This window comes from Caballeronia sp. LZ043, assembly GCF_031451075.1.
In the GTDB taxonomy this organism is placed as follows: domain Bacteria; phylum Pseudomonadota; class Gammaproteobacteria; order Burkholderiales; family Burkholderiaceae; genus Caballeronia.
The window spans coordinates 2,467,220-2,494,042 of record NZ_JARUXT010000001.1; the positions used below are offsets into that span (position 1 = coordinate 2,467,220).

Annotated in this window: 25 protein-coding genes; 15 read left to right on the forward strand and 10 right to left on the reverse strand. The window is 64.4% G+C overall.

Going from position 1 to position 26,823, the window contains the following annotated elements; all coding sequences use genetic code 11:
* The first annotated feature begins 108 nt into the window (after positions 1-108).
* Positions 109-1,236, forward strand: a complete 1,128-nt coding sequence (locus QCE64_RS11190) for a DUF748 domain-containing protein (protein WP_309918663.1) — start codon at positions 109-111, stop codon at positions 1,234-1,236.
* A 19-nt stretch (positions 1,237-1,255) separates the two neighbouring features.
* On the opposite strand, the gene QCE64_RS11195 is transcribed toward QCE64_RS11190, so the two are convergent.
* The 3 genes from QCE64_RS11195 to QCE64_RS11205 form a co-directional block, all read right to left on the reverse strand.
* The gene (locus tag QCE64_RS11195; RefSeq protein WP_310003798.1) at positions 1,256-1,879 is read right to left on the reverse strand and encodes an HAD family phosphatase; all 624 of its coding nucleotides are present in this window, start codon (positions 1,877-1,879) and stop codon (positions 1,256-1,258) included.
* A gap of 19 nt (positions 1,880-1,898) precedes the next feature.
* Positions 1,899-3,728: an aminopeptidase P family protein gene (locus QCE64_RS11200; protein ID WP_310003800.1), complete on the reverse strand. Its 1,830-nt coding sequence runs from the start codon at positions 3,726-3,728 to the stop codon at positions 1,899-1,901.
* 95 nt (positions 3,729-3,823) lie between these two features.
* The gene (locus tag QCE64_RS11205) at positions 3,824-4,096 is read right to left on the reverse strand and encodes a hypothetical protein (protein WP_309918669.1); all 273 of its coding nucleotides are present in this window, start codon (positions 4,094-4,096) and stop codon (positions 3,824-3,826) included.
* A 351-nt stretch (positions 4,097-4,447) separates the two neighbouring features.
* Here QCE64_RS11205 and hemA point away from each other — a divergent pair, with 351 nt between their 5' ends.
* From hemA to QCE64_RS11235, 6 genes are all read left to right on the forward strand, one after another.
* A complete protein-coding gene (hemA, locus tag QCE64_RS11210; RefSeq protein ID WP_309931100.1) occupies positions 4,448-5,743 on the forward strand; it encodes a glutamyl-tRNA reductase in 1,296 nt (431 codons plus the stop codon).
* Between the two features lie 95 nt (positions 5,744-5,838).
* Positions 5,839-6,921 carry a peptide chain release factor 1 gene (prfA, locus tag QCE64_RS11215; RefSeq protein WP_309918675.1) on the forward strand — a complete coding sequence of 361 codons (1,083 nt, stop codon included), beginning with the start codon at positions 5,839-5,841 and terminating at the stop codon, positions 6,919-6,921.
* The gene (gene prmC / locus QCE64_RS11220; RefSeq protein WP_310003802.1) at positions 6,918-7,754 is read left to right on the forward strand and encodes a peptide chain release factor N(5)-glutamine methyltransferase; all 837 of its coding nucleotides are present in this window, start codon (positions 6,918-6,920) and stop codon (positions 7,752-7,754) included. Before prfA ends, prmC begins: the two co-directional genes overlap by 4 nt.
* An 84-nt stretch (positions 7,755-7,838) precedes the next feature.
* Positions 7,839-8,150, forward strand: a complete 312-nt coding sequence (gene grxD, locus QCE64_RS11225) for a Grx4 family monothiol glutaredoxin (protein WP_309810121.1) — start codon at positions 7,839-7,841, stop codon at positions 8,148-8,150.
* A 17-nt stretch (positions 8,151-8,167) separates the two neighbouring features.
* The gene (locus QCE64_RS11230; RefSeq protein WP_309918681.1) at positions 8,168-8,770 is read left to right on the forward strand and encodes a UbiX family flavin prenyltransferase; all 603 of its coding nucleotides are present in this window, start codon (positions 8,168-8,170) and stop codon (positions 8,768-8,770) included.
* Positions 8,771-8,876: 106 nt separating this feature from the next.
* On the forward strand, positions 8,877-9,662 hold the full coding sequence (locus QCE64_RS11235; RefSeq protein WP_309918684.1) for a class III extradiol ring-cleavage dioxygenase: 786 nt from the start codon (positions 8,877-8,879) through the stop codon (positions 9,660-9,662).
* A 64-nt stretch (positions 9,663-9,726) separates the two neighbouring features.
* Here the strand turns inward: QCE64_RS11235 and QCE64_RS11240 are convergent, their stop codons facing one another.
* Positions 9,727-11,319 (reverse strand): APC family permease, encoded by a 1,593-nt coding sequence (locus tag QCE64_RS11240; protein ID WP_310003804.1) that lies wholly within the window; start codon positions 11,317-11,319, stop codon positions 9,727-9,729.
* 469 nt (positions 11,320-11,788) lie between these two features.
* On the opposite strand from QCE64_RS11240, the gene QCE64_RS11245 reads away from it, so the two are divergent.
* The gene (locus QCE64_RS11245) at positions 11,789-11,992 is read left to right on the forward strand and encodes a cold-shock protein (RefSeq protein ID WP_309810134.1); all 204 of its coding nucleotides are present in this window, start codon (positions 11,789-11,791) and stop codon (positions 11,990-11,992) included.
* A gap of 70 nt (positions 11,993-12,062) precedes the next feature.
* Here QCE64_RS11245 and QCE64_RS11250 read toward each other — a convergent pair whose 3' ends face one another.
* Positions 12,063-13,313 carry an Hsp70 family protein gene (locus tag QCE64_RS11250; protein WP_310003806.1) on the reverse strand — a complete coding sequence of 417 codons (1,251 nt, stop codon included), beginning with the start codon at positions 13,311-13,313 and terminating at the stop codon, positions 12,063-12,065.
* A 217-nt stretch (positions 13,314-13,530) separates the two neighbouring features.
* Here QCE64_RS11250 and QCE64_RS11255 point away from each other — a divergent pair, with 217 nt between their 5' ends.
* Entirely contained in the window at positions 13,531-14,994 is a 1,464-nt protein-coding gene (locus QCE64_RS11255; RefSeq protein WP_310003807.1) for an MFS transporter, read from the forward strand.
* A gap of 13 nt (positions 14,995-15,007) precedes the next feature.
* On the opposite strand, the gene QCE64_RS11260 is transcribed toward QCE64_RS11255, so the two are convergent.
* Both QCE64_RS11260 and QCE64_RS11265 read right to left on the reverse strand, forming a co-directional pair.
* Positions 15,008-15,604 (reverse strand): nitroreductase family protein, encoded by a 597-nt coding sequence (locus QCE64_RS11260; RefSeq protein ID WP_310003809.1) that lies wholly within the window; start codon positions 15,602-15,604, stop codon positions 15,008-15,010.
* An 80-nt stretch (positions 15,605-15,684) separates the two neighbouring features.
* Positions 15,685-16,968, reverse strand: coding sequence for an MFS transporter (locus QCE64_RS11265; protein WP_309918699.1), 1,284 nt, complete (start codon positions 16,966-16,968; stop codon positions 15,685-15,687).
* Between the two features lie 138 nt (positions 16,969-17,106).
* Between QCE64_RS11265 and QCE64_RS11270 the strand changes: the two genes are divergently transcribed.
* Positions 17,107-17,754, forward strand: coding sequence for a TetR/AcrR family transcriptional regulator (locus QCE64_RS11270; RefSeq protein WP_310003812.1), 648 nt, complete (start codon positions 17,107-17,109; stop codon positions 17,752-17,754).
* Positions 17,751-18,308: a DUF1415 domain-containing protein gene (locus QCE64_RS11275; protein WP_310003815.1), complete on the forward strand. Its 558-nt coding sequence runs from the start codon at positions 17,751-17,753 to the stop codon at positions 18,306-18,308. Before QCE64_RS11270 ends, QCE64_RS11275 begins: the two co-directional genes overlap by 4 nt.
* Here the strand turns inward: QCE64_RS11275 and QCE64_RS11280 are convergent, their stop codons facing one another.
* Entirely contained in the window at positions 18,309-19,184 is an 876-nt protein-coding gene (locus QCE64_RS11280) for an SAM-dependent methyltransferase (protein ID WP_310003817.1), read from the reverse strand.
* A 387-nt stretch (positions 19,185-19,571) separates the two neighbouring features.
* Between QCE64_RS11280 and QCE64_RS11285 the strand changes: the two genes are divergently transcribed.
* The gene (locus QCE64_RS11285) at positions 19,572-19,892 is read left to right on the forward strand and encodes a DNA-binding protein (RefSeq protein WP_309810154.1); all 321 of its coding nucleotides are present in this window, start codon (positions 19,572-19,574) and stop codon (positions 19,890-19,892) included.
* 60 nt (positions 19,893-19,952) lie between these two features.
* Here QCE64_RS11285 and QCE64_RS11290 read toward each other — a convergent pair whose 3' ends face one another.
* Positions 19,953-20,651 (reverse strand): FadR/GntR family transcriptional regulator, encoded by a 699-nt coding sequence (locus QCE64_RS11290; protein ID WP_310003818.1) that lies wholly within the window; start codon positions 20,649-20,651, stop codon positions 19,953-19,955.
* 253 nt (positions 20,652-20,904) lie between these two features.
* Between QCE64_RS11290 and QCE64_RS11295 the strand changes: the two genes are divergently transcribed.
* The 3 genes from QCE64_RS11295 (at position 20,905) to QCE64_RS11305 (ending at position 24,966) form a co-directional block, all read left to right on the forward strand.
* Entirely contained in the window at positions 20,905-22,029 is a 1,125-nt protein-coding gene (locus tag QCE64_RS11295) for a mannitol dehydrogenase family protein (protein ID WP_310003820.1), read from the forward strand.
* 100 nt (positions 22,030-22,129) lie between these two features.
* Complete coding sequence (locus QCE64_RS11300; RefSeq protein ID WP_309810161.1) at positions 22,130-23,413, forward strand: MFS transporter; 1,284 nt, start codon at positions 22,130-22,132, stop codon at positions 23,411-23,413.
* A gap of 11 nt (positions 23,414-23,424) precedes the next feature.
* Positions 23,425-24,966, forward strand: a complete 1,542-nt coding sequence (locus QCE64_RS11305) for an altronate dehydratase family protein (protein WP_310003821.1) — start codon at positions 23,425-23,427, stop codon at positions 24,964-24,966.
* Between the two features lie 5 nt (positions 24,967-24,971).
* On the opposite strand, the gene QCE64_RS11310 is transcribed toward QCE64_RS11305, so the two are convergent.
* Positions 24,972-26,606 carry an NAD(P)/FAD-dependent oxidoreductase gene (locus tag QCE64_RS11310; protein WP_310003824.1) on the reverse strand — a complete coding sequence of 545 codons (1,635 nt, stop codon included), beginning with the start codon at positions 26,604-26,606 and terminating at the stop codon, positions 24,972-24,974.
* Positions 26,607-26,823: the final 217 nt, after the last annotated feature.

The window sequence follows — 26,823 nt, forward strand, 5'->3', positions numbered from 1 at the left end:
CCGGCGCGAAAGTGGCGACTGTGGGGGACGCGGTCGCCAGTCTTTTTTGTCAGACAAGACTACACAGCGCGGCGACTTTTCAGCAGGACTTCCGGGAGACACACGCAGATGGCGGGATCGGGCGCGCGGCGGGGAGCGCTTTGGGCAGTCGGGATCATCGTGGCGCTCGTCGTCGTGGCGATCGGCGGATGGCTGTTCGTCGTGCATCAGATGAAAGAGCGGATTCTCGAGACGCTCGGTCCAAACGGGTCGGTCGAGGAGATCGACGTGGATTTCGGCCACGTGACGCTGTCACGCGTGCGCCTGCGCGGCCCGAAAGACTGGCCCACCGGCGACGCGATGCGCGCCGAACGCATCGTGCTCGACGTCGACATGCGCTCGCTCATCACGCGCCCCATCCACCTGCGCAGTGTGAGCGTCGACAACTACTATCTGTCGATCGTCCGTTCCGCCAATGGCCGCGTGCGCATCCTGCCCGGTCTGAAGGAAACCGCCCGCGCCGCCGACGCAAAGTCGGACAACAGTCAGGCCGACGAGCACGCGCAAGAGGAAAAAGTGATCGACCGGGTCTCGTTCGAGCGCGGCTCGATGGAGTTCTTCGACAGCTCCGTGCAGAACCCGCCGTATCGCGTGCTGATCGGCGATGCGCGCGCGACCATCGATCGTCTTCACCTGCCTGCGCTCAACGAGCGCACCGACCTGTCCATGTCCGGCTCGATCAAGGGTCCGCAGCATACCGGCACGGTGTCGTGGGGCGGCTGGATGGTCATTGCGAGCAAGGATTCGCAGACGCGCGCGACACTGCGTTCCGTCGATGTCCAGACGCTCGATCCGTATCTCTTGAAGAAGGCGGGCGCGCGCGCGGCGGTGACGGGCGGCACCATCGACATGACCGTGGACGCCACCGTGAAGGACAACCGCATTCACGCACCCGGCTCGCTGGTGTTGAATCATCTGCAGATCAGCGACTCGGGCAATCCGCTCGACACCTTTCTCTCGATCCCGACCAAGGCCGCCATCGCCGCGCTGAAAGACCGCAAGGAGCAGATCAAGCTCGATTTCGTGCTCGACGGCGATCTGCGCGATCCGAAGTTCTCGCTGAGCGAAAGCCTCTCGAAGAAGCTGACGGCGGGTTTCGCGAAGGCGCTCGGCGTGAGCGTGGAAGGCGTCGCGAAGGGCACGGGTGATACCGTGCGGGGAATCGGCAACGCGCTGAAGAACCTCTTGGGGCAGTAGCGCGCTTCGCTTCGTTCAATCAGAACGCCAGCTTCAACGCCCGCAATTGCGCTTCCGTGCTTGATGCGTCCGTATGGTGAATGCCATGCCAGCCAAGCGCGGTCGCGGCCTGCGCGTTGTGGAGGTTGTCGTCGATGAAGACGAGTTCGGACGGCTGCACGCCCGGCAGATGCTTTTCGATTTCGTCGAACATCAGCGCGAAGATGCGCGGATCGGGCTTCACCAGCCCGACGCGCCCCGACACGACCACTTCGCGAAACCGGCGCAGCACGTCGAAACGCTCCCACGCATAAGGAAAGGTTTCCGCCGACCAGTTGGTGAGCCCGAACAGCGGCACGTCCGCGCGCTCCAGCCGCTCCATCAGCGCGACGCCCTCGTCCAGCACGCCCGCCACCATCTCGGGCCAACGCGCGTAAAAGGCGCGAATCAACGCTTCATGTCCGGGATGAAGCGCGATCAGCTCGGCCGTGCCCGCTTCAATGGTCTGGCCGCCGTCCTGCTGCACGACCCATTCCATCTTGCAGACGTTGTCGAGAAACCAGCGGCGCTCGCTTTCGTCGGGGATCAGCTGCTGGTACAGATAATCCCGATTCCAGTCGATCAGCACGCCGCCGAAATCGAACACGACTGCCTGGATGGCCATGGTCCGACGCTCCCTTTGGTCATATGGCTTGAGTGCGGGCCTCGAGCCACGCCAGCGCCGCGCCCGACACATGCGGCGACACGCGCCTGCGCACCGTCTCGTGATAGGCATTGAGCCACGCGCGTTCATCCTCGCGCAGCAAGGACAGGTCGATACAGCGCGTATCGATCGGACACAGGGTCAGCGTCTCGAACTCGAGGAAATCGCCGAACTCGGTCTTCCCGGCGGCGCGGTTCATCGCGAGATTCTCGATGCGGATGCCCCACTTGCCCGGCCGGTAAAGCCCCGGCTCGATCGACGTGATCATGCCCTCTTCCATCGCCGTCCACGGTTCGGCGGGCGCGTAGTGGGAAATGACCTGCGGACCTTCGTGCACGTTCAGGAAGTAGCCGACGCCGTGGCCTGTCCCATGGCCGTAGTCCGCGCCCGCTTCCCAGATCGGCGCGCGCGCGATCGAATCGAGCATCGGCGAGCGGATGCCGCGCGGAAAGCGTGCGCGCGAAAGCGCCATCGTGCCCTTCAGCACGACCGTGAAGTCGCGCTTGTGTTCCGCCGTGATCTCGCCGACCGGCACGACCCGCGTGATATCGGTCGTGCCGCTCAGGTACTGGCCGCCCGAATCGATCAGCAACAGCCCGTTGCCCTCGATCACCGCGTGCGAGGCCTCGGTTGCGCGGTAATGCGGCATGGCGCCGTTGGCATTGAAGCCCGCGATCGTGCCGAACGACAGCGTGACGAAGCCCGGCCGGCGCGCGCGCGCCGCCGTCAGCTTTTCGTCGATGGTGAGTTCCGTGATGCGCTCGCGGCCCAGCGCGCCCTCGAACCATGCGAAGAATTCGGCGAGTGCGGCGCCGTCCTGCTCCATCGTCGCGCGGACGTGCTCGGCTTCGGCCGCGGTCTTGCGCGACTTCGCGAAGGTCGACGGATTCACCGCCTCGACAATCGTGACCGTCGACGGCGCCTTCTCCAGCAAGCCATGCGTGATGCGGCGCGGATCGATCAGCAGCGTCGCGCCCGCGGGCAACGCGCCCAGCGCGCCGGGCGCGTCCGCATACGGCGCGACGCGCACGTGGTCGCGCGCGAGCGATTGCTGCAACGCTTCCGGCACTTTGCCGTCGGCGACGAAGAGCGTCGCGTCATCGGCGCCGATCAGCGCATGCGCGACGAACACCGGGTTGTAGCTCACATCGCCGCCGCGCAGGTTGAAGATCCATGCGAGATCGTCGAGCGTGGACACGAAATGCCACTGAGCGCCTTTCGCGCGCATCGACTCGCGCAATTGCGCCAGCTTGTCGGCGCGCGCGACGCTCGCATGCGGCGCCGCGTGTTCGTAGACGGGTGCATCGGGCAGGCCCGGACGCGCGGGCCAGACGGCCTCGAGCAGATCGAGATCCGTGCGCAGCACGATGCCGCGTGCGTCGAGCGCATCGGCCAGCGCGCGCGCCGCCGCGACGCCGAGCACGGTTCCGTCCACCGCCACGGTCTCGCCCTCCGGCACGTGCTCCGCGAGCCATTCGACATGCGGCGCGCTCTGCTGACCGGCCATCATCTTCATCAGCACGATGCCGGTTCCGGCCAGTTGGGCTTCGGCCTGCGTCCAGTAGCGGCTGTCGACCCAGACGCCCGCGAAATCCGCGGTCACGACCAGCGTGCCGACCGAACCCGTAAAGCCGGAAAGCCACTGCCGTCCCTGCCAGCGTTCCGGCAGATATTCGGAGAGATGCGGATCGGCGGACGGAATGAGCACGGCGGCGAGATGGTCGAGCGCCATCTGGCGGCGCAGCGCATCGATGCGGCGCGCAAACGTGGACGGCTCGGGAATGGCGGAATCTGCAATGCGATCGTTCATGGGGTCACCTGCTTCGAAACGTGCTTGAAAGCCCTTTGGCACTTCAGAGGGCGCGACGGGCAGCGAGGATCGCCCGCTGTCCGCCGGGAAAGAAATCAGCGGCGCGCCGCCAGTCCGACGGTGAACGTCACGACGAGCAACGCGAAGACCGCGCACGCGAGCCATTCGAGCGTGTCGCCGTCGTGATAAAGATCGACGATGTTGCCGAGCATGCGCGCCACGATGCTCGCCAGTATGCCAGCCGCAACCGCCGTCCAGATCCGTCCCGCCGGTCCGCGGCCGACGCGTCCCGCGCGCCGCAGCGGATGCAGCCACCAGCTCGCGGCGCCGATCACCGCACCCAGGAAGATCAGTCCGAGCCAGCCCATCAGCGGCCGTGCTCCATGGCAAGCGCCGGGCGGCCGCGTGAGACAGGGGGAGAGTCGAACATGCGCGATCCGGGGTCTTCGAAAGTGGAAGGCTGAGTTTAGGGGCCGGATTTGGCGAAGGCAAGACTACGGACTGACGGGCAAAAAGCGGGAAAAGACCGTTCGTGCGTCGATCAGCCGCGTCGGGCCGCACATGCCTCTCAGACCGCGCCAGCCAATACCCGCAAGGCTTTCAGCCGGTTTGGACCGCGTGCGCGTCAAATAGCCCCTATAAATGAAGATTCACGCGAAACGCTATAATATTGGGCTATTGAAAGGCCATCGGCTTAGGCCAAGAGCATCGTTAAAACAATGCAGCTCCTCACGATCGGAATCAATCATCACACTGCGCCAGTCGCCTTGCGCGAACGCGTGGCGTTTCCGCTCGAACAGCTCAAGCCCGCCCTGGGCGCGCTGAAAGACATCTGGCTCGGTCCGCTCGCGAAGGTTTCGCCCGAAGCGGCCATCCTGTCGACCTGCAATCGCACCGAACTCTACTGCGCCACCGACGACTCCGCCGCCCGCGAAGCCGCCATCGAATGGCTGTCGAAGTATCACGCCATCCCGGTTCCCGAACTCGCGCCGCACGTGTACGCGCTGCCGCAATCGGAAGCCGTGCGCCATGCCTTCCGCGTCGCCTCGGGCCTCGACTCGATGGTGCTCGGCGAAACCCAGATCGTCGGACAGATGAAGGATGCGGTGCGCACGGCCTCGGAAGCCGGCGCGCTCGGCACCTATCTGAACCAGCTGTTCCAGCGCACCTTCGCGGTCGCGAAGGAAGTGCGCACGACCACGGAAATCGGCGCGCAGTCGGTGTCCATGGCCGCCGCCGCCGTGCGCCTCGCGCAGCGCATCTTCGAGAACATCTCCGGCCAGCGCGTGCTGTTCATCGGCGCGGGCGAGATGATCGAGCTGTGCGCCACCCATTTCGCCGCGCAGAATCCGCGTGAACTGGTGGTCGCGAACCGCACCGCCGAACGCGGCGAGAAGCTCGCCGGCCGCTTCAACGGCCGCGCCATTCCGCTGTCCGACCTGCCCGCGCGCATGCACGAGTTCGACATCATCGTGTCGTGCACGGCGTCGACGCTGCCCATCATCGGACTGGGCGCGGTCGAGCGCGCCGTGCGCGCGCGCCGCCACCGGCCCATTTTCATGGTCGACCTGGCCGTGCCGCGCGACATCGAACCGGAAATCGGCAACCTGCACGACGTATTCCTCTACACCGTCGACGACCTCGGCGCCATCGTGCGCGAAGGCAATGCATCGCGTCAGGCGGCGGTGGCGCAGGCGGAATCGATCATCGAAACGCGGGTGCAGAATTTCATGCAATGGCTGGATGCGCGCAGCATCGTGCCGGTCATCCGCCACATGCACACGCAGGCCGACGCATTGCGCCGCGCCGAAGTGGAACGCGCCCGCAAGATGCTGTCGCGCGGCGACGACCCCGCGGCCGTGCTCGAAGCGCTGTCTCAGGCGCTCACCAACAAGCTGATCCACGGTCCCACGCACGCGCTCAATCGCGCGAGCAGCGAGGAACGCAGCCAGCTCATCGACCTGATGAGCGGCTTCTACCGCCACGGCGACAAGGCCGATTCGTCGGACCGTTAGCGGCTCCATCTTTGCTATTCTCCAAGGCCGCGCGCCGCCAGCGCCGGCTTCCTGATCGCAGTCATTCCCGGCGCCCGCCGCGCCAACTCCGCACGATGAAAACGAGCATGCAAAGCAAGCTCGACCAGCTCGCCAGACGGCAGGTCGATCTCAATGAACTGTTGAGCCGTGAGGACGTCACGTCCGACATGGACCAATATCGCAAGCTCACGCGCGAGCACGCGGAAATCAGCCCGATCGTCGATCAATACGCGCTCTGGCGGCAGGCGCTCACCGATGAAGCCACGGCGCAGGAACTGCTCGCCGATCCGTCGATGCGCGATTTCGCCGAGGAGGAGATCGGCGAGGCGCGCGAGCGCATGGCAACCATCGAAGGCGATCTGCAGACCATGCTGCTGCCGAAGGACCCCAACGACGAGCGCAACATCTTCATCGAAATCCGTGCGGGCGCGGGTGGCGATGAATCGGCGCTGTTCGCGGGCGACCTGTTGCGCATGTATCTGCGTTACGCCGAGCGCAACCGCTGGAGCGCCGAGACGATGTCGGAGAGCGTGTCTGATCTCGGCGGCTACAAGGAAGTGATCGTGCGCATCGCCGGACAGGGCGCGTATTCGCGGCTCAAGTTCGAATCGGGCGGGCATCGCGTGCAGCGCGTGCCGGCGACCGAAACGCAAGGCCGCATCCACACTTCGGCGTGTACCGTCGCCGTGATGCCGGAAGCCGATGAAATCAGCGAAGTCGTGATCAATCCGGCCGATCTGCGCATCGATACGTTCCGCGCGTCGGGCGCGGGCGGGCAGCACATCAACAAGACCGATTCGGCCGTGCGCGTCACGCACTTGCCGACCGGCATCGTCGTCGAATGCCAGGACGACCGCTCGCAGCACAAGAACAAGGACCGCGCGCTGAAGGTGCTGGCCGCGCGCATCAAGGACAAGCAGTATCACGAGCAGCACGCCAAGGAAGCGGCGACGCGCAAGAGCTTGATCGGCTCGGGCGACCGCTCGGAACGCATCCGCACCTACAACTTCCCGCAAGGACGCATGACGGATCACCGGATCAACCTGACGCTCTACAAGCTCGAATACATCATGGACGGCGATATCGACGAGCTGATCGGCGCGCTCGTCTCCGAGCATCAGGCGGAATTGCTGGCGGCGCTCGGGGAAGCGGAGTGAGCACGGCGGCCGACGTGCTGCGTGCGTCCGGACTGCCGCCGCTCGACGCGCGCGTGCTGCTGATGCACGTGCTCGGCTGGCGCCGCACGGAACTCATCACGCGCGATCAGGAACCGCTCGATGACGCGTCCGTCGCGCGCTTCGAGGCGCTCGTCGCGCGCCGTCTGAATGGCGAGCCCATCGCGCAGCTGGTCGGCAGGCGCGAATTCTTCGGCCTCGACTTCGAGGTCACGCCCGACGTGCTGATTCCGCGTCCGGAAACCGAATTGCTGGTGGAAACCGTGCTCGGCATCATTGCCGGCACGCCGAACCCGCGCGTGCTCGATCTGGGCACGGGCAGCGGCGCGATCGCGGTGTCGCTGGCACACGCGCGGCCCGATGCGAAGGTGTGGGCCGTGGATCGCTCGCCGGCCGCGCTCGACGTCGCGCGCTCAAATGCCGTGCGTTTGCTCGACGCCGCGCGCGCGGGCGGTCCGGTTACCTTCGTCGCAAGCGACTGGACGGCGAACCTCGAACCGTCGCTGCTGTTCGAGGCGATCGTCAGCAATCCGCCCTATATCGCGAGCAGCGATCCGCATCTCGAACAAGGCGACCTGCGCTTTGAACCGCGCGGCGCGCTGACCGACGAATCCGACGGTTTGTCGGCGATTCGCGAGATTGTCGAAAAAGCGCCGTTCTTGCTCGCGGTGAACGGCACGCTGTGGCTTGAGCATGGCTACGATCAGGCTGACGCCGTGCGGCGTCTCCTGCAGGCGCGCGGCTTCAGTGACGTGCATTCGCTGCGCGATCTCGCCGGCATCGAGCGCTGCACGGGCGGCGTTTTCACGGCCTGAAGCGCCGGACGTCGTCAGCTCTCAAAAGCGAAATCCGCTATCATTTCAACCATCAGTCCCCCGACTTTCACGCGCAGGAACGCCATGGATACGCAAGAACATATCAAGCAGATCGTCGAATCGAATCCCGTCGTGCTTTTCATGAAGGGCACGGCGCAATTCCCGATGTGCGGCTTCTCAGGCCGCGCCATCCAGGTCCTGAAGGCCTGCGGCGTCGACAAGATCACCACCGTCAACGTGCTCGAAGACGACGCCGTCCGTCAGGGCATCAAGCAGTTCTCCAACTGGCCGACCATCCCGCAGTTGTACGTGAACGGCGAGTTCATCGGCGGCTCGGACATCATGATGGAGATGTATCAGTCGGGCGAACTGCAGCAGCTCTTCGCTGCCGCCTGAGTCTCACCCGCCCGCCGATGCCAACCAGCCTGCCCGCCCCGCAGCGACGCCTGATCGTCGCAATCACCGGGGCGACAGGCGCCATCTACGGCGTGCGTTTGCTCGACATGCTGCGCCGCCTGGGCGGCGTCGAGACGCATCTGCTCGTCTCCAGCGCCGGCTGGCTCAATATTCAGCACGAACTCGATCTCGACCGCGCCGCCGTCCACGCGCGGGCGGATGTCGTACACAGCGTGCGCGATGTCGGCGCGAGCATCGCTTCCGGCTCCTTCGCCACCGACGGCATGGTGGTCGCGCCCTGCTCGATGCGCACACTCGGCAGCATCGCGCACGGTCTCTCTGACAATCTGATTACCCGCGCCGCCGATGTCGTCCTCAAGGAACGGCGCCGACTCGTACTGCTTGTGCGGGAAACGCCGTTCAACCTCGCGCACCTGCGCAACATGACGTCGGTCACGGAAATGGGCGGCGTGATCTTTCCGCCGTTGCCGGCGTTCTATCAGAAGCCCGCGACGATCGACGAAATGGTGGACCACACCGTGGCGCGCGTCATCGATCTGTTTGGCTTCGGGCAGCCGGTTGCGTCGGCGTGGCAGGGATTGCGCGCAACGCTCGACTAGTGCGTTATTAGCAACAGTGGCGACATAATCCGTTGCCTTGCAGAAGGTTTATTAACGCCCCGAGCGGCCCTACATTGACGACATAGTCCACAGGAACCTTGCCGTCATGAGCCCGACACCCACCGTCTTCATTTCCCACGGCGCGCCGACGCTGCCGATCGACCCGTCGATGCCTTCCGCCGAATTCGCCTCGCTGAGCGCGACGTTGCCGCGCCCGCGCGCGATCCTGATGCTGTCGGCGCACTGGGGCACCGCGCAGCCGGTTGCGAGCATCGCCGAGCGGCCGGAAACCATCCACGACTTCTACGGATTTCCGCGTGCGCTGTACGACCTGCGCTACCCGGCGCCCGGCGCACCCGATCTGGCGAAGCGCGCCGCCGCCTTGCTCGGCGCGCAGGGCATTCCCGCCGCGACGACCGAACATGGTCTGGATCACGGCGCATGGGTGCCCCTGCTGCTGATGTTCCCGGACGCTGACGTACCGGTCGCACAGCTGTCGATACAGCCGCACCTGGACGCCGCGCATCATTTCGGCATGGGCCGGGCGCTGCGGGATCTGCGCGATGAGGGCGTGATGATCGTCGGTTCCGGCCAGATCACGCACAACCTGCGCATGGCCGATTTCAGCGCGCGTCCCGAAGATGCCGATCCGCGCGTCACCGAATTCACCGACTGGTTCGAGGACCGCATGGCGGCACGCGACATCGACGCGCTGCTCGACTATCGTGCGCGCGCGCCCCATGCGGCGCTGATGCACCCGACGGACGAACATCTGCTGCCGGTGTTCAGCGCGCTCGGTGCCGCCGCGGATGACTACACGCTCGGCATTCAGTCGCTCGGAACCTTCCAGCGCGCACTGGCGATGACGAACTACGTCTTCTCGGACGCATGATGAAAAAAACCGCCTGAGCAGCCACTCAGGCGGTTTTCTGTCTCGCTACAAGGCGCCGGAAAGCTCAGGCGCCGACTTCGTGAAGGACGTCGTCGCGGCTTTCGCGCTCGTCGAGATACGCGGTGCGATATCCGGTGTGCACGCCCCAGTAGTAGAACACCAGCGCCAGCACAGCGACTGCGGCCATATCCCAGCCGTACGGCAGCAATCCACTACCCCCAAAATCCCTGCTGCCGATCAGCGACATCACCGCCATGCACGGCAGATACGCCACCAGCCACCACGCAGCCTTGAGATCGCGTCCCCAGCCGGCGAAGCCCGCCTTGGCCTGGAAGTAGAAGTACACCGGCAGCGCGACGACCATCAGCAGAATGATTTCGCCGGTGAGCGGCCACTTCGCCCAGAACAGCACCAGCGACGCGCACACGAACGCGAACGGCGCGACCACGCCCATCATCGGCAGCTTGAGCGGACGCTCGAGGTCCGGAGCCGCGCGGCGCAGCGCCATCAGGCTCACCGGGCCCGTCAGATACGAGATCACCGTCGCCACCGAAATCACCGCGGCCAGCGAGCTCCAGCCACGGAAGAAGAACATGAAGATGAACGCGACGAACAGGTTGAACCACATCGCCGGACGCGGCACGCCGTAAAACGGATGCACGTTGCCGAAGATCTTCGGCATCGTGCCGTTGCGCTCCATCGCGTAGATCATGCGGGTGGTCGTCGCCATGTAGGTCGTGCCGGTGCCGCTCGGGCTGACGAAGGCGTCCACATACAGGAGGATGGCAAGCCAGTTCAGGTTGAGCGCCAGCGCCAGTTCCGCAAACGGCGACGCGAAGTTGAAATGCGCCCAGCCCTTCGCGACATCAGCGGGATTCACCGCGCCGATATACGCGATCTGCAGCAGCACGTAGATCACGAGCGCGAGCACGATCGAGCCGATCACCGCGAACGGCACGCTGCGCGCCGGGTTGCGTGCCTCGCCGGCGAGGTTCACCGGGCTCTGGAAACCGTTGAAGCTGAACACGATGCCGCTGGTCGCGACGGCGGTCAGCACCGCGGGCCAGCCATAAGGCGCGAAAGTCGACGACGTGCCGAAGTTCTCCGGGTGGAATCCGGCGAAGATCAGCCCCGCGATGGTCGCGCCCGGGATGAGGAACTTGAAGACCGTGATCAGCGAGTTCGCACGGGCGAACACCTTCACGCCCCAGTAGTTCAGCATGAAGTAGATGATCACGAGCAACGCCGAGAGGCCAATGCCGGTCGGCGTCAGCGACTCGTTGACGAACAGTGCATGCGCCCATTCGTAGGGCCAGGTGCTCATGTACTGGATGGAGGCTTCGGCTTCGATCGGAATCACCGAAACGATCGCGATCCAGTTCGCCCACGCGCTGACGAAACCCACGAGCGCGCCATGCGAATAGCGGGCGTAGCGCACCATGCCGCCGGACTCGGGAAACATGGCGCCCAGTTCGGCATACGTCAACGCGATCGCCAGGATGACGATCGCGCCGATCACCCAGGCGGCGATCGCGGCAGGTCCAGCGATCTTGGCGGCCTTCCATGCCCCGAAGAGCCATCCCGACCCGATGATGGATCCCAGACCGGTCAGCATCAGGGCCATCGGGCCGATGTTTCTCTGTATCGAACTTTTCACTTCTTTTCTCCGTTGTCTCGCGCCGCTCATGCTGCTTGCGGCTTGGCCGGTTTTCGATCGGCGCCAGGCCGCGGCCGCACCAGTTGCCAGAATCATTCCCGCCAACCCGGCATGTCCGGTGCAACCCTTTGAAAATGGTCGCGTAGTTTAACGGTTGCACCTTTCGAATGCAGTGCGGAGGGCGAGCAGTTTCACCTTTTTTTGCCTCTTTTTCGTGCAATGCGGCACAAGATTTCGCTCATCGCGGCTGAAATCCGTATGGCGTTAAAAAATCCCTTGGAGTTGTCGGATATTAATTGACCGCGAAATGGTTTCGCCGTATAAAGCTTCTTGCAGGATTTCAAGTGGCGAGTGAATTGGTTCTTTCGAGTTCGCCATCACGGTACTCCGGTTGGCCCCATTGCCCCTTCCTTGATCTTTTGCACCCCTGGGCTTCGGCCTTATTCATCATTTTTTTGGAACAAGTAACATGGAAACCGGTACCGTCAAGTGGTTCAATGACGCAAAGGGCTTTGGCTTCATCACTCCGGATGGCGGCGGCGAAGATCTGTTCGCGCACTTCTCGGAAGTCCGTGTCGAAGGCTTCAAGACGCTTCAGGAAAACCAGAAGGTTACCTACGAAGTGAAGACTGGCCCGAAGGGCAAGCAAGCCGCGAACATCAAGCCGGCCTAAGTTCCGCCTGATTCGTAAAAAAACCCCGCCTGCGCGGGGTTTTTTATTTGCGGCGCGCGTTCAGGCGGAATCACGCGAAAACGCGCTGTGCGTAGATGCCGAGGCCCTTCGCCACGCTGGCGAGGCGATCGCCGAACACCGGCTGCGCAGCAGGAAACGCCGCCGCCAAAGCCTGCGACAGGAACCGCAGCCCGGTCGTCCCGCCTGTGAAATACACGGCGCCGACGTCCGTATCCGCGACGCCCGCACGCCGGATGGTCTCGCGCGCGGCGTCCACGATGCGCCGCGTTTCCTCCGCGCCCGCCTCGATCAAGCGCGTTTCGTCGAAGGCGACGCGCAACGCTTCCTCCACCTCTTCCATGTCGATTTCCGTCGCCCCGCCCGCGGCGACTTCGATCTTCGCCTCCTCCGCATGCGCGGTGAGCGCGTGCCCCAGCCGGCGATCAACAACGCGCATCAGGCGGTCATGATGACGCACCTCCGGGTAGAGATGGCGCATCAGCTGCAGCTCGCTGACACGCTTGGGCGTGTAGACGGTGTTGATCAGATGCCACGTGGAGAGATCGAAATAGATGCGGCTCGGCACTTCCCGTCCTTGCGGATCGAGCGATTGATAACCGAGCTCGCGCAGCACGGTCGCGAGTTCGACGCGGCGGTCGAAATCCGTGCCGGCGACATGCACGCCGTGATGCGCGAGCACGTCGCTCTTGCGGTCGAGTTCGCGAGCGCGCTCCGGACCAACGCGCACCAGCGAAAAGTCCGACGTACCGCCGCCGATATCCGCGACCAGCACGAGCCCTTCCTGCGTCAGGCCGGCTTCGTAATCGAAGGCGGCGGCAATTGGTTCGTACTGGAAGTGGATCTCGCGCAAGCCGACGGCATGCGCGCACGCCTCGAGCTGCTTCTGCGCCAGGTTGTCGGCGCGCGGATCGTCGTCGACGAAGAACACCGGGCGGCCGAGCACCGCGCGCGACAGCGGCTCGCCGGCGATCGCCTGGGCCTTCTGCTTCAGGTGCTGCAGGAACAGCGTGATGACGTCGGTGTACTTGATGGCCGATCCGTCGCCGAGATCCGTCGTGCTGTCGGCGAGCGCCGAGCCGAGAATGCTCTTCATCGAGCGCATCAGGCGGCCGTCGAAACCGTCGATGTATGCCTCCAGCGCGGCGCGTCCGTAGGCCTGGTTATTTTCGTCGGTGTTGAAGAAGACGGCGGTGGGCAACGTCGTCGCCTCTCCTTCGACGGGCGCCAGCCGAATGGCGGGGCCGTCCGGAAGGGCGACGGCGGAATTCGACGTGCCGAAATCGATCGCGCAAAAATTCATGATGCTGAGCCACGTCCGCCAGGACGCCGCGTTGGACATGGACGGCGTTTTTAACACGTTCCCCGGTAGGCATCAACCGCGGCCGGAGATTTTTAAACCGTTGACTTCATTCGACAAAGCGGAATGTAACTTGCTCGTTCGAAAGCCGCCTGCGTTTTTCCGCGCTTTCGCGGCGTACGACAGGCGACATGAGCAAAACAATGACGAGGAGAACCGTTTGAACGATCGACCGACGGAGCACGCCACGCAGCCAGGCATCATCGAAACCGATCTGCCCGGGCGCCTCGACCGCCTGCCCTGGGGACGCTTCCACACGCTGATCGTGCTCGCGCTCGGCATCACCTGGCTGCTGGACGGACTCGAGGTAACGCTCGCGGGCGCCGTCGCCAGCGCGCTGAAGACCAGCCCGGCGCTGCAATTTTCGAACGCCGACGTCGGCATTGCGGGCAGTGCGTACATCGCGGGCGCGGTGCTCGGCGCGCTGGGTTTCGGCTGGCTGACGGACCGGCTCGGCCGCCGCAAGCTGTTCTTCATCACGCTGTTCCTCTACGCGGCCGCGACCGCCGCCACCGCGTTCTCATGGGATCTCGCGAGTTTCGTGCTGTTTCGCTTCCTCACGGGCGCCGGCATCGGCGGCGAGTACACCGCGATCAATTCGACGATCCAGGAGTTCACGCCCGCCCGGTTGCGCGGCTGGACCGATCTGGCGATCAACGGCACGTTCTGGATCGGCGCGGGCATCGGCGCGGCGGGATCGCTGGTCCTGCTCGACCCCGGCCTGCTGCCGCCCGACTGGGGCTGGCGCGCGTGCTTCCTGATCGGCGCGGTGCTCGGGCTCACGATCCTCTTCATGCGGATGTGGGTGCCGGAGAGCCCGCGCTGGCTCATCACGCACAATCGCGCGGACGAAGCGAAGCAGGTGGTCGAGGAAATCGAGGCCCATTTCCGGCAGCATGGCGTGACGATTCCCGACACGCCCGTCAAGCCGCTGCGCCTGCGCGCGCGCGAGGGCACGCCGCTCAGCGAGGTCGTACATACGCTCTTCAAGGCGCATCGCAGCCGCTCGCTCGTGGGTCTCACGCTGATGACCGCCCAGGCGTTCTTCTACAACGCCATATTCTTCACCTACGCGCTGGTGCTGACGGATTTCTATCACGTGCCCGGCGATCACATCGGCTGGTACGTGCTGCCGTTCGCCGCCGGCAATTTCCTGGGGCCGGTGCTGCTCGGCAAGCTCTTCGACGTGCTCGGCCGCCGCCGCATGATCGCGTTCACGTATGCGACGTCCGGCGTGCTGCTGACCATCAGCGGCTGGATGTTCATGCACGGCATGCTGAACGTGACGACGCAGACCATCGCGTGGATGGTGATCTTCTTCTTTGCCTCGGCGGCGGCGAGTTCGGCGTACCTGACAGTCAGCGAAACCTTCCCGCTGGAAATACGGGCGCTCGCCATTGCCGTGTTCTATGCGTTCGGCACGGCGCTGGGCGGCATCATCGGGCCGGCGCTGTTCGGGCATCTGATCGACACGCACGAGCGCGGCGCCGTGTTCGCGGGCTATCTGATCGGCTCGGTGCTGATGATCGCGGCTGCGGTCGTCGCCGGCATCTGGGGCGTCGCGGCGGAGCGCAAGTCGCTGGAAGAGGTGGCTCGTCCGCTGTCGGCAGCGGACGAGCGGTAAGGCACGGCGGGATTTATTCGAACGCGCGGCTCCACGCGCCTTCGTACACCGTCTCGCCGAGCGCCTTGCGCACGCGCGGTGCGGCTTCACGCTCCTGCAACGCCTCGTCGAGCTGGCTGGCATCGCCGTGATGACCGATCGCCACCATCGCGATGATCTGCACATCCTCGGGAATCGAGAACGCCTGGCGGAACGCGTCGCGGTCGAAGCCGCCCATCTGATGCGCCGCCAGGCCGAGCGCGTGCGCCTGCAGGACCAGCGCCATCGCGGCCGCGCCCGTGTCGTAGGCGGCCGTGCGGTTGGGCTCGCCCTTCGCCGTGAGCGTCGCGGCCGTCACGCAGACCAGCACCGGCACGTTGCCGTTCCACTTCTGGTTGCCGGGCATGAGCGTGTCGAATGCGCGCTGAAAGGCGGCTTCGTCGCGCTGACGGTCGAACGCGATCAGACGCCACGGCTGCTGATTGCTTGACGAAGGCGCCCAGCGCGCCGCTTCGAACACCTGATGCAGCTGCGCACGACCGACCGGCTCCGTGGAATAGGCGCGCGGACTCCAGCGGCCGGCGATCAGTTCGTGGATGTCGATATCGGTCGGAGCGGGTTTTGCGTTCATGGTTCGAGTCCTTGACGGTTGGATAAACAGGCAGGCCGTCAAGGATATCAAGTCAAGCGCAGCCGCTTCATTTCACCACTTCAAGTCGCCGCCACGCCCATCGCACGTCCCGCGCGATTGATGCGCAGCACGATCACCGCCGCGACGAGGCACAGCCCGCCCGAAATCATCGTGGCGACCGTATAGCTGCCGAGACTCGAACGCAGCATCCCGCCGCCGAGCGCCGCGAACGCCGCGCCCAGCTGATGTCCCGCCACGACCCAGCCGAACACGATCGGCGCGCTTTCCTTGCCGTAGACATCGGTGGCGAGGCGCACGGTCGGCGGCACGGTGGCGATCCAGTCGAGACCGTAGAACACGGCGAACAGCGGCAGGCCGAAGAAGTCGATGCCGAACGCATACGGCAAGTAGATCAGCGACAGCCCGCGCAGCCCGTAGTACCAGAACAGCAGCACGCGGGCATTGAAGCGATCGGAGAGCCAACCGGACAGCGTCGTGCCGAACAGGTCGAAGATGCCCATTGCCGCGAGCAGGCTGGCGCCCTGCACCGGCGTCATGCCGTAGTCCGAGCACATGGCGATCAGATGCGTGCCGACATAGCCGTTCGTGCTCGCACCGCAGACGAAGAAGCTGAAGAACAGCAGCCAGAAATCACGCGTCTTGCTGGCCATGCCGAGCGTGCTGAACGCGACCTTGATCGGGTTCTTCGGGGCGGAAATGGCGGCGGGCGGCAGATCGGCCTTCTCGCCGACCGGACGCAGCGACAAATCCGCCGGCCGTTCAGGCAGGAGCCACGCGACGAACGGCAGCACGATCACCGCCGCGCCCGCGACGACGAACACGACAGGACGCCAGCCGTAGTGCTCGGAAATCGACGCGAGGAACGGCAGGAACACGAGCTGGCCGGTGGCCGAGCTGGCGGTGAGAATGCCCATCGCCAGACCGCGATGCGTGGTGAACCAGCGGTTGACGATGGTCGCCGAGAGCGTCAGCGCGGCGACGCCCGTCGCGCTGCCCACCATCACGCCCCAGACCAGCACCATTTGCCAGGGCGCGGTCATCATCGACGAGAGCGCGACGCCCGCCGCCAGCGTGGTCAGCGCGGTCAATACTGTGCGGCGCACGCCGAAGCGCTGCATCGCCGCCGCGGCGAACGGCCCGGCGAGGCCGTACAGCGCCAGATTGATCGAGATCGCCAGCGAAATCGTGCCGCGCGACCAGCCAAACTGCTTTTCGAGCGGCAGCATCATGACGCTCGGCGTCGCCCGCGTGCCCGCCGCGGCGAGCAGCACGAAAAACACCACGCCTACCGCGATCCATCCGTAATGCATCCGGCCGTTCAGCCGCCTCGCTACCCAATTCATCGCCGCTCCAATCCGTGGTTCCGTTGATTTTTGCCCCGGACGACATCACTCGTTACCGGTCTGTCACATCAGAGTTGCGAGCTTAGTGACCGATCTGTAACATGTCAAGCATGCAGTTCGCATGACGAGGAAGCGACTTTGACACGAACATCCGCGGAACAACCCAAAGGCCCTGCCCGCCGCAGTGTCCGCACGGACGGCGCGACGGCGCAGGAACAGTTGCTGGATGCCGCGCAGGAGCTGTTTTATCGCGACGGTATTCGCGCCATCGGCGTCGATGCGGTCGTGGAGCGCGCCGGCGTCAACAAGATGAGCCTGTACCGGCGCTTCGCATCGAAGGACGAGCTGGTGGTGGCGTATCTCGACCGCATGGACGAGCGCTTTCGGGGACGCTTCGAAGCGAGCGTCGAAAAGCATCCGGGCGAGCCGGTCAAGCAGCTGATCCAGGCGTTCGACGATCTGGTGAAGCGCGCGTCCGCACCCGACTATCGCGGCTGTCCGTTCCTGAACGTCGCATGCGAATTCGGCGATCCGGAGTACGCGGCGCGCGAGCCGGTCGAGCGCAATAAAAAATATCTGATGAATCGGCTTATCGAAATCTCGGCGGCGGCGGGGGCTGCCCAGCCGCATGAACTCGCCGATTCCCTCGCGCTGCTGGTCGAGGGCGTCTATGCGAGCAGTCAGACTTACGGCCCGGGCTCCGGTCCGCTGGTCGCGGCGCCGCGCATCGCGCGCATGTTGATCAACGCGGCCTGCAAGGCTCAACCCGGACAGGAAAACGCATGAAGCCAGGCAGTTCCTCCGAAGACGTCATCGCAGCAACGCAGCACTGGCTCACGCGCGCAGTGATCGGACTGAATCTCTGTCCGTTCGCGAAGAGCGTGCATGTCAAGCAACAGATCCGCTACGTGGTGAGCGAGGCGCGCGCGGTGGACGACCTCGTCGTGGAACTGGCCGAAGAGCTTCGTTTGCTGAAGGAGACGGATCCGGATGTCGTCGACACGACGTTGTTCATCACGCCCCACGCTTTCGCTGATTTCGCCGAGTACAACGACGCCCTGTTCTTTGCCGACCGTCTGCTCGGCGACATGGGACTCGCGGGCGAAGTGCAGATCGCGAGTTTCCATCCGCACTATCAGTTCGAAGGCAGCGAGCCGGACGACATCGACAACTACACGAACCGCGCGCCCTATCCGATCTTTCACTTGCTGCGCGAGGCCAGCATCGACCGCGCGGTGGCGGCCTTTCCCGATGCCTCGGATATCTACGAACGCAACATCGACACCCTGCGCCGCCTCGGCCCCGACGGCCTCAATGCGTGGATGAACGATAAAAGCTGATCAATGCGCGGGCGTGAAAAAACGCTCGCGCAACTCATCCAGTCCGAGCGTCTCGAGCACTTCCGACAGCCGTTGCGCCGGCCGCCCGCGCGGCAAGTCCTTGAACTGCGCGACGATCAACTCGTTCTTCATCGAGTGCTCCCAGCCGACGAGTTCCGTCACGCTCACCTGATAACCGTGCGATTCGAGTTGCAGGCAGCGCAGCACGTTGGTGATCTGACTCCCGAATTCGCGCGTGTGCAGCGGATGCCGCCACATTTCCGTCAGCACGTTCTTCGCGAGCGAGTGCCCCTTGTTCTTGCGCAGCACCGAGGCTACTTCCGCCTGACAGCACGGCACGACCACGATGTACTTCGCCTTCTTCTGCAGAGCGAACTGGATGGCGTCGTCGGTGGCGGTATTGCATGCGTGCAGCGCGGTGACGACATCAACCGAAGCCGGCAAGCGGTCGGAATGCATTGATTCGGCCACCGACAGATTCAGGAACGACATCCCGGTAAACCCGAGTCGGGCCGCCAATTCCTCTGACTTTTTCACCAGTTCTTCACGCGTCTCGATTCCAAAGATGTGTGACCGATCGCGCAGAGTCTTGAAGAACAGATCGTAGAGAATGAACCCGAGATAAGACTTGCCCGCGCCGTGATCCACGAGCGATACCGCTCCCTGGCGCGCATGCACGTCGGCGAGCAGCGGTTCGATGAACTGATAGAGGTGGTAGACCTGCTTCAGTTTGCGGCGGCTGTCCTGATTCATCTTGCCGTCGCGCGTGAGGATATGGAGTTCCTTCAGCAGTTCGATCGACTGTCCGAGACGGATCTCGTGTTTGGCGGAGGGATCGGGGCTCTCCGAACCCGGCGCGGGGGACTTCCTGGTCATCGTGAAGGTCTGTCGAAAAAAATAAGGCGGAGCGTGTTTGCGCTGAATGTGCGCTAACCGCTGGTACTCACGCCTGAAAAGGGGAAGTTTACCCAAAAGCGCAAAGACGCTCTGTGTTCCAGCCATCGGCTGATTGGCTGATTGGCTAATGCGTAGCGGCAGAACGCATGGAACAGATTGTGCACCGTCCGACAATGAGGCCATTGGAAGAGACGACACACAGCGCGGCGCCGCATCGCGTACCGGTGCGGCACGCAGGAGCAGCAAGCTGGCAGGCCACGCTTCGACACGCGCCGCGATGTCACCGCACCCGGCTTTGTTACGTAACACCTAAACGCACAGCGCGGCGATGCGACTCGCCGGCGCCACGAACATGAGAGGACGGCGATGGACGCGATCCCCGACAAGAAAGCAGAGAAGCAGTTCCAGGACATGCTCGCAGCATTGACGGCGATGCCCGCGTGGAGCGAGAAGCAGCAACTCGAACTGGAGATGGCCCGAGAGATTTCCGTGGAGATGTTGCGCCTGGCCGAATCGATGCGCGACGGCTCCACTGATATCGAAAGCTGCCTGACCATGCTGAAGTACGCGAAGGTCATGGACTTTGTCCTGACGACGCTGGCCTCGCGCCGCGAAATCGCGCCGCAGACGCTGCGCGTCATCTTCAAGCTGGCTGGTCTGAAAGTCGATGAAGCCTATCCGGGTTGAACGGCGAGCCGGGCATCACGGCTCGCTGAATCCGGTGCGCGTCGCGGACCCGTACCGGCTTCAGCCCTTGCGTCTCGTCATCAGCCGCGCCGCCGACTGACGCATGTGCCGCTGCATCGCGGCCTGCGCCTGGACGGCGTCGCGCGCTTCAAGCGCTTCCAGAATCTCCCGATGCTCGCCCAGTGCGGCGAGCCACGTTTCCTCCCCTTCGAAGTGCCCACGCAAGGTCGATGACAACGGACTATGTCGTTCGTCGTACAGACTGCCGACCGTGCGCACCAGCACGTCGTTGCCGGCCATCTGCGCGATCGCAATGTGGAACGCGCGATCGGCGGCCATCGGCACCTGGCCGTTCGCGACTTCGCGCGCCATCGATTCGTACAGCGCGCGCAGCGACTTCAACGCCTTCGGCTTGACGAACGGCGCCACGCTCGCGGCAATCGCGCCTTCGATCACGCTGCGCGCGTTCATGATCTCGATCGGGCTTTCGCCGAGCTCCGTCTCGGTGGCCGGAGGCTTGGCGACCGGCGCGGCGACGATATACACCCCCGATCCCATGCGGATCTCGACACGCCCTTCCAGTTCGAGCGCGACCAGCGCCTCGCGCACCGATGGCCGCGATACGCCGAGCCGCTGCGCGAGCTCGCGCTCGGATGGCAGGCGGCCATTCGGCGCGAAATCCTGCTGCTCGATCAACCCGCGCAACTTGTCGGCGATCTGGAGATAAAGGCGGCGCGTCTCGGGAGGTTTCACGCTCACGTGCTGGGCTCCTGCTTTCGAGTCGGGGAAAACGTGGATTGTAATCAGCCGAAGGGGACGAGCACCGCAAAACCGCGCTCACCCTCGAACCGGCCGCCTTCAAGTGGCTTGACCAATTCCATTTCGAGCCACTAGTATGCAATCCGGTAAGGCCAGGTTGGCCACTTTTTTTTCCGGCGATCTGGAACCGTTCCCACCTCGATAAACGACCGACGAGCGCTCGCGCCGACGGTCAGAACGGCCCCGCATATTCATGAGCCACCCCATTCTCCAGTTCGGCACGAGCCGATTCTTGCAGGCGCACGTGGATTTCTTCGTCGCCGAAGCGGCGCGGCGCGATCCGGCAAAAGCGCTCGGCAAGATCACGGTCGTGCAGACGACCTCCAGCGCGGACAGCCGTGCCCGCATCGAGGCGCTGAAAAAAACGGGCCGCTATCCGGTGCGGATTCGCGGCCGCCGGCGGGACGAGACCATCGACGCAACCATCGAGTGCGATGCCATCGGCGAAGCGCTGCATGCGGACGAGGACTGGCCGCTGCTCAGGACGCGCATTGAGCGAGAGGTGAAGGTCATCGTCTCGAACACGGCGGATGCCGGCTACGCCCTCTTCGACGAGGACACGCGCGACCTGCTCGACAGCCCGCGCGCGCCGCGCGGTTTCGCGGCGAAGCTCGCGGTGCTGCTGCACGCGCGCTTCGCCGCCGGAGCCGCGCCGATCACGCTGCTGCCCTGCGAACTGGTGTCCCGCAATGGCGACACGCTGCGCGATCTGGTGATCGGCGTGGCGCGCGGCTGGGACTTGAGTGCGGCCTACATCGACTATCTGACGAACGACTGCGTGTGGGTGAATTCGCTGGTCGACCGCATCGTGTCGGAGCCGATCCCGCCGGTGGGCGCGATCGCCGAGCCGTACGCGCTGTGGGCGATCGAGCGCCGGGCGGGCATGGTGCTGCCGTGCGAGCACGAGGACATCGTGATCACCGGCGACCTCGCCCACTACGAGCGCCTCAAGCTCTTCCTGCTGAATCTCGGCCACACGATGCTCGCGCAAATCTGGCGCACGCGCGACGCCGCAGCCGACATGACCGTCCTCGACGCCATGCGCGACGCCGCCTTCCGCGATCCGCTCGAAGCGACCTGGCGCGATGAAGTGCTGCCGGTTTTCGCGGCGCTCGGACAACGCGACGTCGCCACGGACTATGTGGCGAGCGTGCGCGACCGTTTCGAGAACCCGTTCCTGGTACACCGGCTCGCCGACATCGCGCGGAACCACGGCGAAAAGAAGCAACGCCGCTTTCAGCCGGTGATCGATCTGGCGCGCGAACTCAAGCTCGATCTCGCGCAGAAGCGTCTGCGCGACGCCCTCGAATCCGCCTGAAGAGCGGAACGACCCTTTTCGAATCACGACGCGCCGCGCCGGCATTGCGGCGACGTCATCAGACATTAAAAGTGCCGCCCCATCACGGAGGAGACAAGCAATGCGCAAAATGCGTTGGGTAGTGATTTTTCTCGCCTTTCTGGCCATCGCGATCAATTACATCGATCGCGCCAACCTCGCCGTCGCGGCGCCGCAGATCGAGAAGGCGCTCAACATCGGTCCCGCCGAAATGGGCTTCATCCTGAGCGGCTTCTTCTGGAGCTACGCGCTGATGCAGATGCCCTTCGGCTGGTTCGTCGATCGCGTCGGCGCGCGCATCGCGCTGCCGCTGGCGGTCGGGTGGTGGTCGGTCTTCACGGCATTGACGGCCGTCGCGACGAGCGTCGCCGGCATGTTCGGCTGCCGCCTGATGCTCGGCATCGGCGAGGCGGGCGCGTATCCGTCGTGCGCGAAACTCGTGTCGCAATGGTTCAGGAAGGAACAGCGCGCGTTCGCCACCAGCATCTTCGACAGCGGCTCGCGCGTCGGCTCCGCGCTGTCGATTCCGGTCGTCGCGCTGATCATCAGCACGTTCGGCTGGGAAGCGTCGTTTGTCATTACCGGCGTGATCGGTTTCGCGTGGATTCTCGGCTGGTTCGTGATCTACCGGAACAAGTCGCGCGGCGACCTGACCGGTGAAACCGATGTCGCGCCGGTGCCGGTCGCGCCGCGCAACAAGGTGTCGTGGGCGTCGCTGTTCAAGTACCGCACGCTGTGGGGCATGATGCTGGGCTTCTTCTGCCTGAACTTCGTGATCTACTTCTTCATCACCTGGTTTCCGAGCTATCTCGTCCAGGCACACGGCTTCTCGCTCAAGTCGCTCGGCACGCTCGGCACCATTCCCGCGCTGATGTCGATTCCGGGCGGCTGGTTCGGCGGCTGGGTCTCCGACGCGCTGTTCAAGCGCGGCTGGAGCCTCACCGCCGCGCGCAAGACCTGCATGGTCGGCGGCATGCTGCTGTCCTCGGTCATCACGCTCTGCGCGTTCGTCGAGAACATCTACCTGATGCTCGCGTTCTTCGGCATCGCCTACGCCAGCCTCGCGTTCGCCGCGGCCAGCATCTGGTCGTTGCCGAGCGACGTCGCACCGACGCCGGATCACGTCGCGTCCATCGGCGGCATCCAGAATTTCGCGTCGAATCTGGCGGGCATCGTCATCACGACCTTCACCGGCGTGATGCTCGCCATCACCAAGGGCTCGTTCGTGATTCCGCTGTGCGTCGCGGGCGGCTTCTGCTTCCTGGGCGCATTCAGCTATCTTGTGATTGTCGGCAAGATCGAACCGCTCAATCGCGCCGAAGAAGAACAGGCGCGGCGCGACAGCCACGCCCCCTCCACGGTCTGAGAACATAAACCATGTCCACCCCACTCAACGACCATGCCGTCATCCGGCTGCATCCGAAAGACGACGTCGTGATCGCGACGCGTCAGCTGGTTTCAGGCGCGCGCATCGCATCTGAAGATCTCGTCGTCGCCGGGCTGATTCCGCCGGGACACAAGATCGCCACCCGCGACATCGCCGCCGGCGAGCCGGTCAAGCGCTACAACCAGATCATCGGCGTGGCGCGCGAGGCGATTGCGCGCGGTCAGCATGTCCACACCCAGAATCTCTCGATGGCCGATTTCACGCGCGAACACGAATTCGGCGTCGATCTCCATCCGACGCCCTTCGTCGACGCGCCTGCCACGTTCATGGGCATCCGCCGCGACGACGGCCGGGTGGCGACGCGCAATTTCGTCGGCGTGCTGACGAGCGTGAATTGTTCGGCGACGGTCGCGCGGGCCATCGCGGATCATTTCCGGCGCGACGTTCATCCGGAAGCGCTGGCGGATTATCCGAACGTGGACGGCGTGATTGCGCTGACGCACGGGCTGGGATGCGGCATCGACATGAAAGGCGACGGGCTCGGCATCCTGCGCCGCACGCTCGCGGGTTACGCGGTGCATCCGAATTTCTACTCGGTGTTGTTCGTCGGCCTGGGCTGTGAGACGAACCAGATTTCGGGCGTGCTCGAATCGAGCGGGCTCAAGGACGGCGAGAAACTGCGCAGCTTCACCATTCAGGACAGCGGCGGCACGCGGAAGACGATCGAGCGCGGCATCGCGATGGTGAAGGACATGCTGGCGGAGGCAAATCGTGTCACGCGCGAGCCGGTTCCGGCGGCGCAGCTGATCGTTGGCCTGCAGTGCGGCGGATCGGACGGCTATTCGGGCATTTCGGCGAATCCGGCGCTGGGCGCGGCAGTGGACAAGCTCGTCGCGCACGGCGGCACCGCGATTCTCTCGGAAACGCCGGAAGTGTATGGCGCCGAGCACCTGTTGACGCGACGGGCCGTCACGCGTGAGGTCGGCGAAAAGCTGCTCGCGCGCATCAAATGGTGGGAGGATTACTGTGCCCGTAACGGCGCCGCGATGGACAACAATCCTTCGGCCGGCAACAAGGTCGGCGGATTGACGACCATTCTCGAAAAATCGCTGGGCGCGGTCGCGAAGGGCGGCACGACGAATCTCGTCGAGGTCTACGAGTATGCGCAGCGCATCGACGCGAAGGGCTTCGTGTTCATGGATTCGCCCGGCTACGATCCGATGTCGGCCACCGGTCAGGTCGCGTCCGGCGCGAATCTGATCTGCTTCACGACCGGGCGCGGCTCCGCCTACGGCTGCGCGCCCTCGCCCTCGCTCAAGCTCGCGACCAATACCGCGCTGTGGGAGCGGCAGGAGGAGGACATGGACATCAACTGCGGCGGCGTGATCGACGGCAGCGCGACCATCGATCAACTCGGCGAACAGATTTTCCAGATGATGCTCGACTGCGCGTCAGGCGTGGCGTCGAAGAGTGAACTGCACGGCTATGGGCAAAGCGAGTTCGTGCCCTGGCAGGTGGGTGTGGTGACTTGATTGCCTCAAGCGGTCGCGGCGTGCTCAGCCATCATCTTCAGGGCGAGCGCTTCCGCGACCTCGATGCCATCGATCGCCGCGGAATAGATGCCGCCCGCATAACCGGCGCCCTCGCCCGCCGGATACAGTCCTTCGACGTTGACGCTCTGATAATCATCCTTCCGACGCAGCCGCAACGGCGACGACGTGCGCGTCTCAACGCCCGTCAGCACGGCATCGTGCATGGCGAAACCTTTGATCTTCTTGTCGAGTTCGGGCAGGGCTTCGCGGATCGCTTCGATCACGTAGTCGGGAAGCGCGGTGCTCAGGTCGGTCGGCTTGACGCCGGGCTTGTATGACGGCGTCACCGAACCGAGCGACGTCGAGGGCCGCCCGGCGATGAAGTCGCCCACCAGCTGGCCTGGCGCGCAGTAATCGTGACCGCCCAGTTCGAAGGCGCGCTCTTCCCACTTGCGCTGGAAGTCGATGCCGGCGAGCGGCCCGCCCGGATAGTCATCCGGCGTAATGCCGACGACGATGCCCGCATTGGCGTTGCGTTCGGCGCGCGAGTACTGGCTCATGCCGTTCGTTACGACGCGCCCCGGCTCCGACGTCGCCGCGACCACCGTTCCGCCCGGGCACATGCAGAAGCTGTAGACCGCGCGGCCGTTGCTGGCGTGGTGGACGACCTTGTAGTCGGCGGCGCCCAGTTTCTCGTGTCCGGCGAACTTGCCGAAGCGGCTGCGATCGATCACACCTTGCGGATGCTCGATACGGAACCCGAGTGAAAACGGCTTCGCTTCCATGTAGACGCCGCGGTCATGCAGCATCTGGAAGGTATCGCGGGCGCTGTGGCCGATCGCGAGCACGACGTGATCGCATCGCAGCGTCTCGCCGGACGAGAGACGCAGACCGCGTACCTTGCCGCCTTCGATCTCGATATCCTCGACGCGCTGCTGGAATCGGACTTCTCCGCCCAGTTGATGAATCTCCGCGCGCATCTTTTCGACCATGCTGACGAGCCTGAACGTGCCGATGTGCGGCCGGCTCAAATACAGGATGTCTTCGGGCGCGCCGGCTTTGACGAATTCGTCGAGCACCTTGCGGCCGTAGTGTTTCGGATCCTTGATCTGGCTGTAGAGCTTGCCGTCGGAGAACGTGCCGGCGCCGCCTTCGCCGAATTGCACATTCGACTCGGGATTGAGTTCGTTACGCCGCCACAGACCCCATGTGTCCTTGGTGCGCTCGCGAACGGCTTTGCCACGCTCGAGGATGATTGGACGAAAACCCATTTGGGCCAGGATCAAGCCGGCAAACAATCCACAAGGACCCATGCCGATCACGACGGGCCTAAGTTGCGTCGATTCCGCCGGTGCTTTCGCGACGAAGTGATAGGCCATGTCTGGCGTAGCACCGCAGTGCGGAAGCGGCCGCATTTCGAGACGCTTCAGGACGGGCGCTTCGTCCTGCAATTCGACATCGATGATGTACGTGAGCTTGATGTCTGCACGCTTGCGCGCGTCGTGCGCCCGGCGATACACGTGGAAATGCACGAGTTCTTTGGCCGATACGCCGATCTCGTCGAGACGAGCGACGACCGCAGCTTCAATCGCAGACTCGGGATGATCGAGCGGGAGCTTGATTTCGCTTAGACGTAGCATGGGAACTCGGTAGGCATTTGCCTTGGCGGATACAAAAGAGAAATTCTAGCGCGCGGGGGTTTTGATTTGTTTCCGATCGGCGCGTTATGGTCGAAGCCACGGAGCTGCGCGCGCTGTGGCGCCCTGAAACGCAAAAACCCCACCTTTGTGGGGTGGGGTTTTTGTTTGTAGCATGAGGAGCCTGACGATTACCTACTTTCACACGGGTGATCCGCAC